At 37.8% G+C, this 14,973-nt stretch carries 12 protein-coding genes; 9 read left to right on the forward strand and 3 right to left on the reverse strand.

The features are described from left to right. Positions 1-193: 193 nt before the first annotated feature. The 3 genes from ABDV71_RS18030 to ABDV71_RS18040 all read right to left on the reverse strand — a co-directional run bounded on the left by ABDV71_RS18030 (position 194) and on the right by ABDV71_RS18040 (position 6,182). Positions 194-2,614 carry a TonB-dependent receptor gene (locus tag ABDV71_RS18030; RefSeq protein WP_343535054.1) on the reverse strand — a complete coding sequence of 807 codons (2,421 nt, stop codon included), beginning with the start codon at positions 2,612-2,614 and terminating at the stop codon, positions 194-196. A gap of 246 nt (positions 2,615-2,860) precedes the next feature. Continuing rightward, positions 2,861-5,641 (reverse strand): leucine--tRNA ligase, encoded by a 2,781-nt coding sequence (gene leuS, locus ABDV71_RS18035; RefSeq protein WP_343535055.1) that lies wholly within the window; start codon positions 5,639-5,641, stop codon positions 2,861-2,863. A 118-nt stretch (positions 5,642-5,759) separates the two neighbouring features. Beyond that, positions 5,760-6,182 carry a hypothetical protein gene (locus tag ABDV71_RS18040; RefSeq protein ID WP_343535056.1) on the reverse strand — a complete coding sequence of 141 codons (423 nt, stop codon included), beginning with the start codon at positions 6,180-6,182 and terminating at the stop codon, positions 5,760-5,762. Between the two features lie 284 nt (positions 6,183-6,466). On the opposite strand from ABDV71_RS18040, the gene ABDV71_RS18045 reads away from it, so the two are divergent. The 9 genes from ABDV71_RS18045 to ABDV71_RS18085 all read left to right on the forward strand — a co-directional run bounded on the left by ABDV71_RS18045 (position 6,467) and on the right by ABDV71_RS18085 (position 14,826). Then, positions 6,467-7,345 (forward strand): permease-like cell division protein FtsX, encoded by an 879-nt coding sequence (locus ABDV71_RS18045; RefSeq protein WP_343535057.1) that lies wholly within the window; start codon positions 6,467-6,469, stop codon positions 7,343-7,345. Then, on the forward strand, positions 7,345-7,572 hold the full coding sequence (locus tag ABDV71_RS18050; RefSeq protein ID WP_343535058.1) for a DUF3098 domain-containing protein: 228 nt from the start codon (positions 7,345-7,347) through the stop codon (positions 7,570-7,572). Before ABDV71_RS18045 ends, ABDV71_RS18050 begins: the two co-directional genes overlap by 1 nt. 60 nt (positions 7,573-7,632) lie before the next feature. After that, entirely contained in the window at positions 7,633-8,427 is a 795-nt protein-coding gene (locus ABDV71_RS18055; RefSeq protein WP_343535059.1) for an undecaprenyl-diphosphate phosphatase, read from the forward strand. After that, positions 8,427-9,170 (forward strand): tRNA pseudouridine(55) synthase TruB, encoded by a 744-nt coding sequence (gene truB, locus ABDV71_RS18060; protein WP_343535061.1) that lies wholly within the window; start codon positions 8,427-8,429, stop codon positions 9,168-9,170. Before ABDV71_RS18055 ends, truB begins: the two co-directional genes overlap by 1 nt. Then, entirely contained in the window at positions 9,170-10,030 is an 861-nt protein-coding gene (locus ABDV71_RS18065) for a YitT family protein (protein WP_343535063.1), read from the forward strand. The genes truB and ABDV71_RS18065 overlap by 1 nt, the downstream gene beginning before the upstream one ends. Before the next feature lie 12 nt (positions 10,031-10,042). Further along, a complete protein-coding gene (locus tag ABDV71_RS18070) occupies positions 10,043-11,035 on the forward strand; it encodes a bifunctional riboflavin kinase/FAD synthetase (protein ID WP_343535065.1) in 993 nt (330 codons plus the stop codon). A gap of 229 nt (positions 11,036-11,264) precedes the next feature. Further along, complete coding sequence (locus ABDV71_RS18075; protein WP_343535067.1) at positions 11,265-11,444, forward strand: hypothetical protein; 180 nt, start codon at positions 11,265-11,267, stop codon at positions 11,442-11,444. A gap of 60 nt (positions 11,445-11,504) precedes the next feature. Continuing rightward, positions 11,505-13,730 (forward strand): cation:proton antiporter, encoded by a 2,226-nt coding sequence (locus ABDV71_RS18080; protein ID WP_343535069.1) that lies wholly within the window; start codon positions 11,505-11,507, stop codon positions 13,728-13,730. A 55-nt stretch (positions 13,731-13,785) separates the two neighbouring features. Further along, the gene (locus ABDV71_RS18085; protein WP_343535071.1) at positions 13,786-14,826 is read left to right on the forward strand and encodes a DUF2157 domain-containing protein; all 1,041 of its coding nucleotides are present in this window, start codon (positions 13,786-13,788) and stop codon (positions 14,824-14,826) included. Positions 14,827-14,973: the final 147 nt, after the last annotated feature.

Below are 14,973 nucleotides of genomic sequence, written 5' to 3' on the forward strand. Positions count from 1 at the left end.
ATATAAATATACCTCCAATAACTGCCAAATGAAAAAGAAGCAATGTTTGTTGTGTTGGTTGTTCACAAAAATAAACGTTTTTAAACAACTAAAAGGAGTAAAAATGAAAAAGTGAGATAAATCATTTGTTTTAAACGGCTTATAAAAAAGGCCGCTCAAATCATGAACGGCCTTTTAACTTTTAACTTTTGACTTATTTACCTTGACCCATGCCTCCGCCCATGCCGCCACCTTGTTGTTGGTCTTGCTTCATGTCGTCGTTTTTGATTTTTTTCTTCTCAGTAAATTTCAACTTACCGAATTTGTAGCTGAAGTTTAAACTGATTTGACGTAATGGATAGTAAATATTGGTGGTTTGATAAGTATCACCCGACTGTGTTACGGTTTTGATGTGTAAATCTCTGTTGAAAGGGTTGAGCAAGTTCAAGCCAATAGAGGCTTGCTTCTTCATAATGTCTTTCTTCACTGCACCTCCGTAAAAAAACATTGGGTCTGTTTTACTTTGGTAAGTGTAACGTGGTGAATTTACTACCCCATATAATTCTAAATTCCAACCACCTTTAAATGCAGTAGCAGATCTCAAGAAAAAGTTATAGTTCAAATAAGTACCTTCATTCATCCCTCCTATGGCACCTGCAGTTTTTCTGATTTCATAAGTATTTACGCCCATATTGGTCATTAAAGTCCATTTTGGAGTTGGGTTATATGAAGCAAATAAATTAGCACCAAAACTTTGGGTAGTACCAACGTTAGCGTAAGTGGTTAAAATTTTACCCGATGCATCATCTTGGTTAATGTTCTCAATTACATTTTTTGTATTTCTGTAAAACAATGAAGCATTGATTATTGATCCTTTGATAAAGGTTGAATAACCTAATTCCACATTGTGGCTTAACTCTGGATTTAAATCTGGGTTACCTTGAAGTACGCTAAACTGGTTAGTTTCATTACGGAAAGGATTCAAATAAGCCAAACTAGGGCGTTGTACCCTTTTGTTATAAGCTAACTTTAAGGTTGTTGTTGGATTAATTGCTTGAGAAAGTATCGCATTTGGGAATAGGTTGAAATAATCATTTTTAATTGGATTACCGTTAACATCCGTGAAACTAATCTCAGTGTATTCACCTCTTACTCCACCTTTAAATTTAATTTTATTGGTTAAATTAAAAGCGATGGTCGAATAAGCTGCACCTACGTTTTGGTCATAATCAAAATCTTGTGCAGAATTTTGAGAAAACTCACTTTGAATATTTCTAAGAATACCTTTGGCTCCAACTTCAAAAGTTACCGTTTTACTAAACGGATAAACATAATCTGTTTGAACAGTATATTCTTTATTTTTACCTACGTTGGTGCTTTCTATGAAACTAATTGGTGTCCCTGTAGCGGTACGATAGTCGTTCACAAACTCATTGTTATTTCTACCTAGTGTCAACTGGCCAGCTACAGAAAATTCTTCGCCTTGTTTTTTACTGGTGCGTCTATAATCTAAGTTCCAATCCAAGTTTCCATTAGACATATCGTTATCACCAACAATATTTCCAGTAGGCGTGTTATTCACAAAAATATGTGAACCAGTAGTTCCGCCATTATAGAAAGTGTTGTATTTAGCGTTGGTACTTAAGTTATTATAAGCGTTAAAATCATAATCTAAACCTAAACTACCATTAAACCCTTGTCTTTTCCAGTCAGACATCCCGTTTTGCAAAACATCACCTGTTGTCGTTTGGTTAAAGAACGCTGTTTTGGTTTCCTGTGGATAAGCCAAAAAGCCACCCAACGCCGTGTTAGCACTAAAACGACCACTCTTAGCAGTTAGGTTTAAGCTACCGTTATTTTGGCGAGTACCTGCCGAAGCATTTACCGAACCACTTACTCCTTCTGCATTGCTCTTTTTAGTGATGATATTAATGATACCGCCTGAACCTTCTGCATCATATTTAGCAGATGGGTTGGTAATCACCTCTACACTTTTAATTTGCTCTGCAGGGATCATCTTCAAGGCATCAGCTACACTGTTAGCCATGGTTCCAGAAGGTTTACCATTAATCAATACCCTTACCGCACTTCCACGTAACTGTACATTACCATTTATATCTACCGATAGCATAGGTACTTTACGCATCACATCAGTGGCATCACCACCGGCATTGGTAGCGTCAGCCTCTGCATTATATACCATGCGGTCAATTTTATTTTCAACCACATTTTTCTTGCCTTCAATCGTTACTTCTTTCAAAGTGCTTGAGTTACCCGCCAAGAATAAATTACCTAAATTATTATCTGGTTTTTCTGGTGTAGTTTTCACGGCAATTGTTTTAGTGGCATAACCAATAAAACCAATAATCATTTTGTATTCACCTGGTGCTATATTCTGGATAGATACTTTACCTTTCGCATCGGTAAGGCCACCGTTAACTGCTTTCGCTGTTTTAGCATTTATCAAAGAAACCGTAGCATATTCTACAGGTTGTTTACTTACCGAATCTAAAATAGTAGCCGAAACGCGTCCTGTCACTTTTGGAGCTGCATTGCCACCTCCCATCATTGGGAATTGGGCTTTTGCATTCATCATCATCAATAAAGCGGCACAAATTAGTAGTAGTTTTTTCATATTATTTTGTTGTTTGTACGTATTAGTCTTTCAAAGGTATTTTTTGTTACAAGCGCATTAAAGCATTTTTTCATCATCGGCAAAAAATTATCGGTGAATGGCATTTTTCGGGCGGCGAATGGTTTTCATTCTTTTTCTTTAATAAGAAATTTTGTAATCCAAAATATTAGGAGATAGAGAAGCTAAAGATAGCTCCAAAAAAAAGCCTCGCTAAAAAACGAGGCCCTTTTCATTTTTTAGTACATTCTAAATCACAATGTTTACGATTTTTCCTTTAACAAAAATGATTTTCTTAGGACTTGCACCATTCAAAAATCCTTGAACCTGCTCGTTGGCCAAAACAGCTTCCTCAGCTTCTTTTGCTTCAAGCGTTAAGCTCAAATTCAAGTTCATCTTCATTTTTCCGTTGATGGAAATTGGATAAGCAAACTCGTCTTCTACCAAATACTCCGGATTGAAAATTGGATATTGAGCAGTAGATAAATCTTTATTGCCCAATAACGACCATAGCTCCTCACAGATGTGTGGCGCATAAGGTGCCAATACAACCACTAGATCTTGCAAAATAGCTCGCTTATTACATTTTAAGTCCGTCAATTCGTTCACGGCAATCATGAAGCTTGATACCGAAGTGTTGAACGAGAAGCGCTCAATATCTTCCTGTACTTTTTTAATGATTTTATGCAACGATTTCAATTCGGCTTTGCTAGGCGCTTCATCGCTCACGGTAAATTCCCAAGCTTCATTATGGAACAAACGCCAGAATTTGCGCAAGAACTTAAATACGCCCTCGATACCATTGGTGTTCCAAGGTTTGCTTTGCTCTAGAGGTCCCAAGAACATTTCATACATCCTTAAGGTATCAGCACCATATTGTGCAATCAGCACATCAGGGTTTACCACGTTGAACTTAGATTTTGACATCTTCTCAACCTCAACGCCACAAATGTACTTGCCGTTTTCCAATACAAATTCTGCATTAGCAAACTCATCTCTCCAAACCTTGAACTTCTCGATATTTAAAACGTCATTCTCTACAATGTTTACATCAACATGCAAAGCGATGGTTTTATAGTCTTTTCTAAGATTATATGAAACCAATTTGTTTGTTCCTCTTCCCTCCTCATCCACCACACGGTAAACAAAATTACTTCTACCTTGAATCATTCCCTGGTTGATCAATTTCTTGAAAGGTTCTTCTTCTTTGGCAAAACCTAAATCTTTCAAAAATTTGTTCCAAAAACGGCTATATAACAAGTGACCGGTAGCATGCTCAGAACCACCAATGTAAAGATCTACATCTTTCCAGTAATCAATTGCCTTTTGGTCCGCAAAAGCATGATCATTTTGGGCATCCATATAACGGTACCAATACCAGCTGCTGCCTGCCCAACCTGGCATGGTGGAAAGTTCATACTCGTATTTACCTTCATATTTCCAATCTTCGGCCCTACCTAGTGGCGGCTCACCTGTTTCGGTTGGCAAATATTTATCAATTTCTGGCAACAACAACGGCAACTCTTCCTCTTTCAACAAGTAAGGTAAGCCATCTTTAAAATATACTGGAATTGGTTCGCCCCAATAACGCTGACGACCAAAAATAGCATCACGTTGACGGTAATTGATTTTTGCTTTGCCTACGCCTTGATCTTCTAACCATTGGTTCAAGAAAGCAACCGCCTCTTTATAGCTCATCCCATTAATGAACCCAGAGTTGATATATTTTCCTTCCTTAGTAGGATCTGCCTGTACATCAATATCTTTTTGACTATCCAAGATTTGAACAATCGGTAAATTGAAATGCGTTGCAAATAACCAGTCGCGTTGGTCGCCACTTGGTACGCCCATTACTGCCCCAGTTCCATAGCCTGCCAATACATAATCGGCAATCCATAATGGCACACACTCGCCACTTACTGGGTTAATAACATAAGTACCCGTAAAAGCACCAGAAACAGTTTTGGCATCGGCCATGCGATCTAATTCCGATTTCTTTTTGGTTTGTGCAATATAATCTTCTATTTCAGTTTTTTGTTCTGGTGTAGTCAACTGGGCAACCCACTCGTGCTCCGGTGCCAACACCAAATAAGAAACACCAAAAATAGTATCTACCCTAGTGGTGAACACTTCTATCTGTAAATCGCTGTTTTCAACTTTAAACTTTACAGACGCCCCAGAGCTTTTACCAATCCAGTTACGTTGCATTTCTTTCATTGGCTCTGGCCAATCAATCGTATCCAAACCTTGCAGCAAGCGCTCCGCATAGGCGGTAATACGCATGCTCCATTGCATCATTTTCTTTTGCTCTACCGGATAACCTCCACGCTCCGAAAAACCGTCTTTCACCTCATCGTTTGCCAATACCGTACCCAAAGCTGGACACCAGTTTACGGTACTTTCTTTCAAGTAGGTCAAACGGTATTTTAATAGCTCTTCTTGTTTTTCCTCTTCCGAAAAATTGGCCCAATCACTTGGCAAGAAAGTTTTCGTATCCTCGTCGCAAGCCGCTTTAACGTCGGCACTACCAGCAGCATTGAATTTTTCAATTAAGGTCGAAATCGATTCCGCTTTATCTGTCTCCAAATTATACCAAGAGTTAAACAATTGCATAAAAATCCATTGCGTCCATTTATAATAAGATGGCTCGCTGGTACGCACTTCTCTGCTCCAATCAAATGAAAACCCGATTTGGTCCAATTGACGGCGATAGGTATTGATATTGGTTTCAGTAGTTACCGCAGGGTGCTGGCCAGTTTGTATCGCATACTGTTCGGCAGGCAAGCCAAACGAATCGTAGCCCATAGGATGCAACACGTTAAAACCTTTTAAACGTTTGTATCTGGCAAAGATATCAGAAGCGATATAGCCCAACGGATGCCCTACGTGCAGACCTGCTCCAGAAGGATACGGAAACATGTCTAAAACATAGTATTTCGGTTTGTCTGAATTGGCTTCGGCTTTAAATGATTGGTGATCGGCCCAGTATTTCTGCCACTTTTGCTCTATGGCTGCAAATTGATAATCCATTAATATGCTGTTTCTAAATAGTTTGCAAAAGTAAGGAAATTAAGCCTGTTTTGGTAAAGCTTTAAACAAAAAACACCGCTATGGAAAATAGCGGTGCTTCATTAACTTATTTTTGATTTTATCGATATAGATAATATGTTTCTGTTACTTTGGGATTAGATCCTGTAACCGTACCCGTAAACTGAGCTTTACTATTAGTAATCTCGTCCATTCTACAAACCAAACTTTTACCAGAAATAGTCAAGTTTAAGGTTTGGTCAACGGTAGTAACGAAGGTTCCCAAACTTGTATTGGCTCCTAATTTTACTTCAACATCATTATTTTCACTCTTCCTAAAATCCATGTAGTCAGATGACTGATAATTTTGTGTGACAGATTTAGGCCCTGTTTCTGTTTCGGTGGTGGTAACAATTTTTTCTACCATCCATTTACCAAAAAGCTTTTCTGAAAGGGGTTTAGTGGCTTCATCCTGCTTTTTACAACTGCCGAAAGTAACCAAAGCAATTAAGATAGCGCCTAGCAATACAACTTGTTTTTTCATTTGTTTTACGGGTTAGGGTTATTTAACTGCGCAACTTAGATGACATTGCGTTAACAATCAGTGTGCCACTCGTAAGTTATAAAGTAAAAAACATGCGTTGCAAAAAGCTTGTCTTATGATTATGCACCTGCAAAAACTTGGTTAAGGAATGTTAAAATACATGAAATCAAGACATTTTTTTTACAATTTTGAATATGTAAAAACGTTGTTTAGACAAAACAATAAGCGCATAATTTAAGTTTTAGCTTATCTTTACTTATTTTCGCAAAAACAATTAAGTACATATGGAAGAATTCGAAGTAAGCCCGGCCGCAAAAAAAACCAAAACGGTATATGTTTCCACTATTTTCAGTATTGCATTAGTGTTGCTAATGCTGGGCATGCTTGGTTTAATCTTAGTACACGCCAAAAACCTATCTAACTACGTAAAAGAAAATATTGTACTTAATATTATTGTAGACGAAGGTGCCAAAGAAACCGAAGTACTTGCTTTTAAGAAAAATTTGGATAACAACATTGCCGTTAAACAAACGCAATATGTAAACAAAGAGGTAGCACAGCACAACCTTACGAAAGACTTGGGCGAAGATTTTGTGAACTTTTTAGGATACAACCCTTTGCTTTCTAGCATTGATGTTTATTTAAAGGCAGATTATGCCAACAATCAAAATATTGATGCCCTAAAGAAAACCATTGAGAAAGATCCTATCGTAAAAGAAGTAGTTTATCAAAGTTCATTGATTGACATGGTGAATAAAAACATCAATACTATTAGTTTAATTGTATTGGGTTTTGCTGCTATCCTTTTAATAATTGCTGTTGCTTTAATTAACAACACCATTCGTTTGGCCATTTTCTCTCAACGTTTCCTAATCAAAAGCATGCAATTGGTAGGAGCAACCAAAAACTTCATCAGACAGCCATTTATTTTAGTAGCTGCATTGCACGGCATCATTGCTTCCTTTATTGCAATTATTATCCTTTTAGGATTATTATATTACGCTCAACAAGAATTGCCAGAAATCATCATTCTCAGAAACTTTACCGAATTTGGCTTGGTATTTATCAGTATGATCGCTATTGGCATTTTTATTACTGCAATCAGTACTTGGTTTGCAGTAAGCAAATATTTACGTTTAAAAATTTACGACTTATATAGATAATGGCAGATCAAAAAACAACTTCTGCAACGCAGAAACAAAAAGAAGAATTGGTCTTCAGTAAAAAAAATTATCAATTGCTATTGATCAGTATTGCTATTGTAGTGCTTGGCTTTGTATTGATGATGGGTGCTGATGGCGACATTTACGACACTAGAAGAACTTTGATTGCTCCTGTGGTCGTATTGTTTGGCTTTGTATTTGGTATTTACGCAATACTGAAAAAATAGTATAATATTAAGGCGATGCTCCCATATTGCCAATTGTATTTCTAAACCGTAAATTTTTAAATGAATTATTTACAAGCACTCATCCTTGCTATTATTGAAGGATTAACTGAGTTTTTGCCTGTTTCGTCAACTGGACACATGGTCATTGCCAGCTCTATCATGGGCATTGCCACCGACGACTTTGTAAAGCTTTTCACCATTGCCATACAACTTGGTGCTATTTTGGCTGTAGTGGTGGTTTACTGGAAAAAATTTGTGAACCTCAACAGTTTTGCTTTTTATGTAAAACTGGCTATTGCTGTAATACCGGCCCTTCTTTTTGGCTATTTACTGAACGATTTTATCGACAATAAACTAGGTAATCCTATTTTCATTGCTGTAATTCTATTAGTTGGGGGTATTATCCTGCTGTTTATTGATAAAGTATTTAAAAACCCTACGGTAGATGATGAAAGCAAAATTACCAATGGTACTGCCTTCAAAATTGGTCTTTACCAAGTATTGGCAGTTTGTTTTCCAGGCTTAAGCAGAAGTGCCGCCACCATTATTGGTGGTATGCAACAAAAGCTTACCAAAAATGCCGCAGCGGAGTTTTCATTTTTCCTTGCCGTACCTACTATGGTAGCCGCTACTGGATATAAACTGCTGAAAGGTCATGAACTTTTAAATGCCGAAAACATCAAGATATTACTTTTTGGGAACGTGGTAGCTTTCATTGTTGCCATCGTCGCCATCAAGTCTTTCATTAGCTTCTTAACAAAACATGGCTTTCGTATCTTTGGGTGGTATAGAATTGCAATAGGTATCCTTATTTTGGGATTGTACTTTGCTGGGATTGAAATTACGATACTTTAATGCTTAAGGAAGAAAACTCGAATACTGAATTTCCAGATTTTAATTTTCCAGAAGGAGAACTTCTACTCATCAACAAACCGTATGAGTGGACTTCATTTGATGTGGTTGGAAAAATCAGGAACACCTTAAAACCCCTGAAATTAAAAGTGGGCCATGCGGGCACGCTAGACCCCTTGGCTACCGGCTTATTGATCATTTGCACAGGTAAGCTCACTAAACAAATAGACACTTTTCAAGCTGAGGAGAAAGAATATACGGGAACTTTGATTTTGGGTGCTACCACACCTTCTTTTGATATGGAAACAGAGATAGATGCCAAATTTGATATTTCTGACATTACCGAAGAAGAAATTTACAACGCCACCAAACCATTTATTGGAGATATCTCTCAATACCCACCGGCACACTCTGCGGTAAAAGTAAACGGCGAACGTTTGTATGTAAAAGCACGTTTGGGAGAAGAAGTGGAATTGAAGAAACGCTTTGTTACTGTTCGTGAATTTGAAATCACCAGAATAGCCCTACCCGAAGTAGACTTTAGAATTGTTTGCAGCAAGGGCACGTACATCAGATCCTTAGTTTCTGATTTTGGCAAAGCACTTAATAACGGCGCCTACCTTTCAAAACTAACCCGTACCAGAAGCGGCAACTTTTTATTAAGCAATGCTTTTGAGCTCAAAGAGCTGATTGCTTATCTTCGTACTAAGAAAGAAGAAAATAAAAATATAAATCAACCTTCGTGATGCAAACCAGTAGGGCCGAAAAAATACGCACCGCAAAAGAAATCCTCTTTATGTGCCTTGGTGTCATATCCGCATGCTTTGGTCTGAAGAGTTTTTTAATGCCCGAACATTTTATTGACGGTGGCGTTACAGGTATTTCTTTATTGGTAAGTACGCTCAGCGAGTGGAAATTATCCTACCTGATCATCGTCATCAACATTCCATTTATTATTTTGGGCTATAAGCAAATAGGAAAAGTTTTTGCCTTAAAAACAGCTATTGCCATTACTGCGCTATCGCTTTGTCTAATTTTTGTTCCCTTTCAACCCATTACCCACGAAAAGGTTTTGGTAGCCTTTTTTGGTGGTTTTTTCTTGGGAGGTGGAATTGGCTTGGCCATGCGTGGCGGCTGCGTGATTGATGGCACAGAGGTTTTGGCCTTGTATATTAGCCGAAACAGCCAACTTACTGTGGGCAATATCATCTTTATGCTCAACATTGTGATCTTCCTTTTTGCAGCTTATTTCATCAATATTGATACAGCTCTATATGCGATATTAACCTACCTTTCGGCAACCAACACCATCGATTTTATTGTCAACCGCCTAGAAGCATACACGGGCGTCACCATTATTTCAGAAGAAAACGAAGTAATTAAAGCTTTCATTATCAATGAAATGAAACGTGGCGTAACCATTTATAAAGGAGAGGGTGGCTATTTGCAGAAAAAAGACATTGACATCATCTACACAGTAGTGACCAAACTAGAATTGAGCAAGCTACAGGATAAGATCGATGAAATAGACCCTAACGCTTTCGTAGTTCAACAACAAATTGCCGACCTAAAAGGTGGCGTAGTTAAACGTCAGGCTTTCCACTAAAAGATTTTTGCTTTGAAAATATATCATCAGCTTTCCGATTTCAAGAAATTAGACAACGCTATCGTAACCATTGGGACTTTTGACGGGGTTCACTTTGGCCATCAGAAAATCATTAAACGACTTTGTGAATTGGCCAAAGCTTCGGGAGGAGAAAGTGTACTACTTACTTTTTTCCCGCACCCAAGAATGATCATCGACCCCGAGAACCAAGAGCTGAAGATGATCAATACCATTGAAGAGAAAGCTCAAATCTTAGCAAGTTTAGGCGTTGATCACCTGATCATTACGCCATTTACCAGAGACTTTTCTAATTTAAGTGCCAACGACTATATCAAGAATATTTTAGTAGATGCTATTGGAACTAAAAAAATCATCATTGGCTACGACCATCGCTTTGGCAAAGATAGATTAGGAAATATTACTACATTAATGGAAAAGGCCAGTACCTATGGCTATCAGGTAGAAGAAATACCCGAGCAAGATATCAATGACGTTGCCGTAAGTTCAACTAAAATACGTAAGGCTTTGTTAGATGGCGATGTAGCCTTGGCAAACAAATACTTGGGTTATGCTTTTTCCATTTATGGCCCCGTAATTAAAGGCGATAAAATTGGCAGAACCATTGGTTTCCCTACCGCAAATATCTTTGTTCCCGAAACCTATAAACTCATTCCTGGCGATGGCATTTACGCAGTTACCGTAAAAATGGACTTGGAAATGGAAAGTAAAAATACAGAACTTAATGACGCACTTTCGGCTTTCAATTCTAAACCTTCAATTTTTAAAGGTATGGCTTACATTGGCCAACGCCCAACCATCAACGGAATGACACGCAATATCGAAGTAAACATTTTCGACTTCAATCGTGAAATTTATGGTCAAAATATCAAAATGAACTTTTTGGCCTTTTTAAGAGAAGATGTAAAGTTTACAGGATTAGAAGCGTTGACCAAACAACTTCAACAAGATAAGGAAGATACCCTAGCTTTTTTCAAAGGAAAATAGCACGCAAGTGTCTTTTTAGAGACATACACCCATTTTACAGCTCAAAAAATCAATATTTTTTAGTATTTTGTGAGCTATGAGGTTTATGCTACTCTTTTGCGGATGGTTAATGATTTGTTGCTTTTCGTCTTCTGCCAGCGAAAATGTATCATCTGTGCCAAAAGAAATCTCAAGCTATATTTCATTTAGCACAGATTTCGACCAGAAGAAAAAAACTGTTTTTTTGAAGATGAGGGTTCTATGGCAAAAAGCCAGAACAATATTGGCGGAATACACCTTTCCCAAAATTTTCGAGAAAAAGCCTCAGATTTCAATGCCTGAAGACCTTAAACCAAGAGGTTCATTTTTTAAATATTTCGACTACAAAGTAGCTTTTAACTATCTGTTCCCTAAACATGCGTTTTGGTAATACCGTTTTGCCCTTGCAAACAAAATAGTAAACAACTCAACAACACATTTTTTAGCTTAGATGACACACTTACCGGTACTCATTGCAGACTTAGGATTAATACTTGCAGCAGGTGGTATTACCACTATCATTTTCAAAAAAATTAAGCAGCCCTTGGTTCTGGGCTATATCATCGCAGGCCTTTTGGTTGGGCCACATTTCAAATTTATTCCAACCGTTTCCGATAATGCCAACATTACGATTTGGGCCGAGATTGGAGTTATCTTCTTGCTTTTTAGTCTAGGTTTAGAATTCAGTTTTAAGAAACTGGTAAAGGTTGGAGGCTCTTCTTCCATTACGGCCTTGGTAGAAATCATCGGCATGTGTTTAATTGGCTATTTTGCGGGTAAGCTCATGGGCTGGAAAACCATGGACAGTATTTTCTTAGGCGCAGTGCTATCCGTTTCTTCAACCACCATTATCATTAGGGCTTTTGATGAATTGGGCGTAAAGCATAAAAAGTTCGCCAACCTGGTGTTTGGGGCACTTATTGTGGAAGATTTAGCGGCCATTTTAATTATGGTATTACTTACCACCGTAGCCGTAAGTCAGCAATTTGCTGGTGCCGACATGCTGATTTCTATCCTTAAATTAAGCTTTTTCCTTATTCTTTGGTTCTTGGGTGGTATTTTCATCATTCCAACATTTTTAAAGCTCACCAAAAAGCTAATGAACGATGAAATGTTATTGGTGGTATCATTGGCTTTATGTTTAGTAATGGTAATATTGGCTGTTAAAGTGGGTTTCTCTCCCGCTTTGGGAGCATTTATCATGGGATCCATTTTAGCGGAAACTACTCAAGCGGAAAAAATAGAACATCTTACCAAATCCGTAAAAGATTTGTTTGGAGCCATCTTCTTCGTATCAGTAGGTATGCTTATTGATCCCAAAATATTATTGGCTTACTGGCAACCTATTTTAATTATTACAGGAGTAACCATTGTAGGTAAATTGATCACCACCGGAAGTGGCGCATTGTTATCGGGCCAGCCTTTAAAAACATCTGTGCAAACTGGTTTGAGTTTAACCCAAATTGGTGAGTTTTCCTTCATCATCGCCACCCTAGGTCTTAGCTTAAAAGTAACTAGTGATTTCTTATATCCTATTACCGTGGCAGTGTCGGCCATAACTACCTTCACCACCCCCTACCTCATCAAATACTCTGAAAGCTTTTATAACTTCTTAGCCAAGATACTTCCACAGAGATGGCTGGATGCCATTAGTCGCTATAGCAACAGTACGGAAGGAATTACCACTTTAAGTGATTGGAAAGTATTATTACGGTCTTATATCATCAATACCATCATTCACTCGGTAATTATTATCGCTATTATTTTCTTGGCCTCTCGCTATCTACATCCATTTATTGAAAACAATATTACCAATGGCAAAAATGGTGTAATTATCAGCGTAGCAATTTCTTTCCTTATTATGGCGCCATTTTTATGGGCACTATCGGTGAAGAGGATTGAAAAAACGGCATATTCCCACCTTTGGCTTAATAAAAAATATACCCGTGGCCCCTTAATTGCCATTGAGATTTTTAGGATTGCATTGGGAATCTTTTTCGTTGGTTTTTTAATGTATGAGTTCTTTGACACCTGGATAGCTGCAGGTATTGCATTAGGCTTGATTATTTTTGTGATGATCATCTTCTCACGTAAGCTACAAAGCTTTTATGAGCGCATGGAGAATAGGTTTTTTTATAACCTTAACGCAAGAGAAGCTGCTAAAAAACAACCTGAAATTTTACCTTGGGACACTCACCTACTTGAACTTACGGTAGCACCAGAATCGAAATTAGTTGGACAAACCTTAGTTGATTTAGCAGTTAGAGAAAAATATGGGATTAATATCGCAATGATTGAGCGTGGCAAGATCATGATTCCAACTCCAAAACGGGATGAGCGTTTATATCCCAATGATAAGGTTCTGGTAATTGGAACAGATGATCAGTTGGCCAGTGTTAAGCATCTTTTTGAAGGCGATAATGTTGAAATTGATGAAAAAGGAACTTTCCCTAAACAAGACATGTCATTACAAAAGATTGTCATTAACAGCAAATCGCCGGTATTTGGTCAAACCATCAGAGATAGTGGTATTAGGGAAAAAACCCAGGGCTTAGTAGTAGGTATAGAACGAAATGGCCAACGTATATTAAACCCCGACTCCAATCTAGTTTTCGAAAATGAAGACATTGTATGGATTGTGGGCAACAATAAACGTATTCCTGAGCTATTGAAATAAGACTAGAAAAACTATATTTATGCCACCGATGTTATTAAAACATTGGGGCACTTCCATGAAAAAAATAGATCGCGATCATAGTGAGTTTTTAGATGAGATGCTAGATTACTGGCAATCTGAAAAACTGCTAACCAATGCAGAAGCACAAAAACTAAAAGACAGCTATGAACCTAAAGCTTTTGATTGGAGGCGGTTGGCACAGTATTCTTTTTGGATTGCTATGGGCTGTGGGGTGGTAGCACTTAGTGCTTTACTGGTAGATAAATCTTTGCTCGACTACCTAAAAAATCTGTACAACACTCCTAATATCATCATTAGTATTGTTTCGGCACTATTAGCTGCAGCTTGTTATGTTTTTGGGATTCGCCGAAAGAAGCACAAACCTCAACAAGTATTCAGTAATGAGGCCATTATCTTTTCGGGCGTAATGCTTACGGCAAATGCCGTAGCCTATTTAGGCAAAGCATTAAATGGCAACAGTAACCATTTTTCTATACTCATCCTCTTTTCGGTAATTATTTATTTAAGCCTAGCCTACTTCTTTAGGTCAAGATTGATTTGGGCCTTTGCCTTATTGGCGCTGGGGGCATGGTTTGGTACCGAAACGGGCTATCTTTCTAGAGGAAACTGGTACTTTTTAGGTCTCAATTATCCATTAAGGTTTGTAGCCTTTGGCCTTTGCCTTACCTTCATATCCATATCATTGAGAAGACACCAAAAACTTTCCTATTTTTTTGACATTACCTACTTTGGCGGACTGCTTTATTTGTTCACCTCCTTATTATTGCTTTCCATTTTTGGAAACTACGGCAGCCTAGAAGATTGGTACAACGTTAAACAAATCTCCCTGTTTTATTGGGCAATTATTTCGGCCGTGGTCTGTGTCATTGCCATCATCATTGGCTTAAAGAAAAATGACGCCATGCTAAGGGAATTTGGAATCATCTTTTTATTTATTAACCTCTACACCAGATATTTCGAATACTTCTGGGATAGCTGGCATAAGGCGGTATTCTTTACTGTTTTAGGAATCTCTTTTGTGTTGATTGGCCGCAAAGCAGAAAAAATATGGAGCTTGGAATTCATGAGGAAGTAGATTGCAAACATTACTTCTTCCAGACCAAACCTACGAGGTTTCGACTTACGAAGTTTTAGAAACTTTGTAAATCTGTCTTTTAGAAGCCAAAATTTTGATGACAGTTAACCAATTACATGACCTCTATCAGAAAAAATGAAACTGGAT

Origin of the sequence: Pedobacter sp. (genome assembly GCF_039594775.1) — a bacterium.
Classification (GTDB): Bacteria; Bacteroidota; Bacteroidia; order Sphingobacteriales; family Sphingobacteriaceae; genus Pedobacter.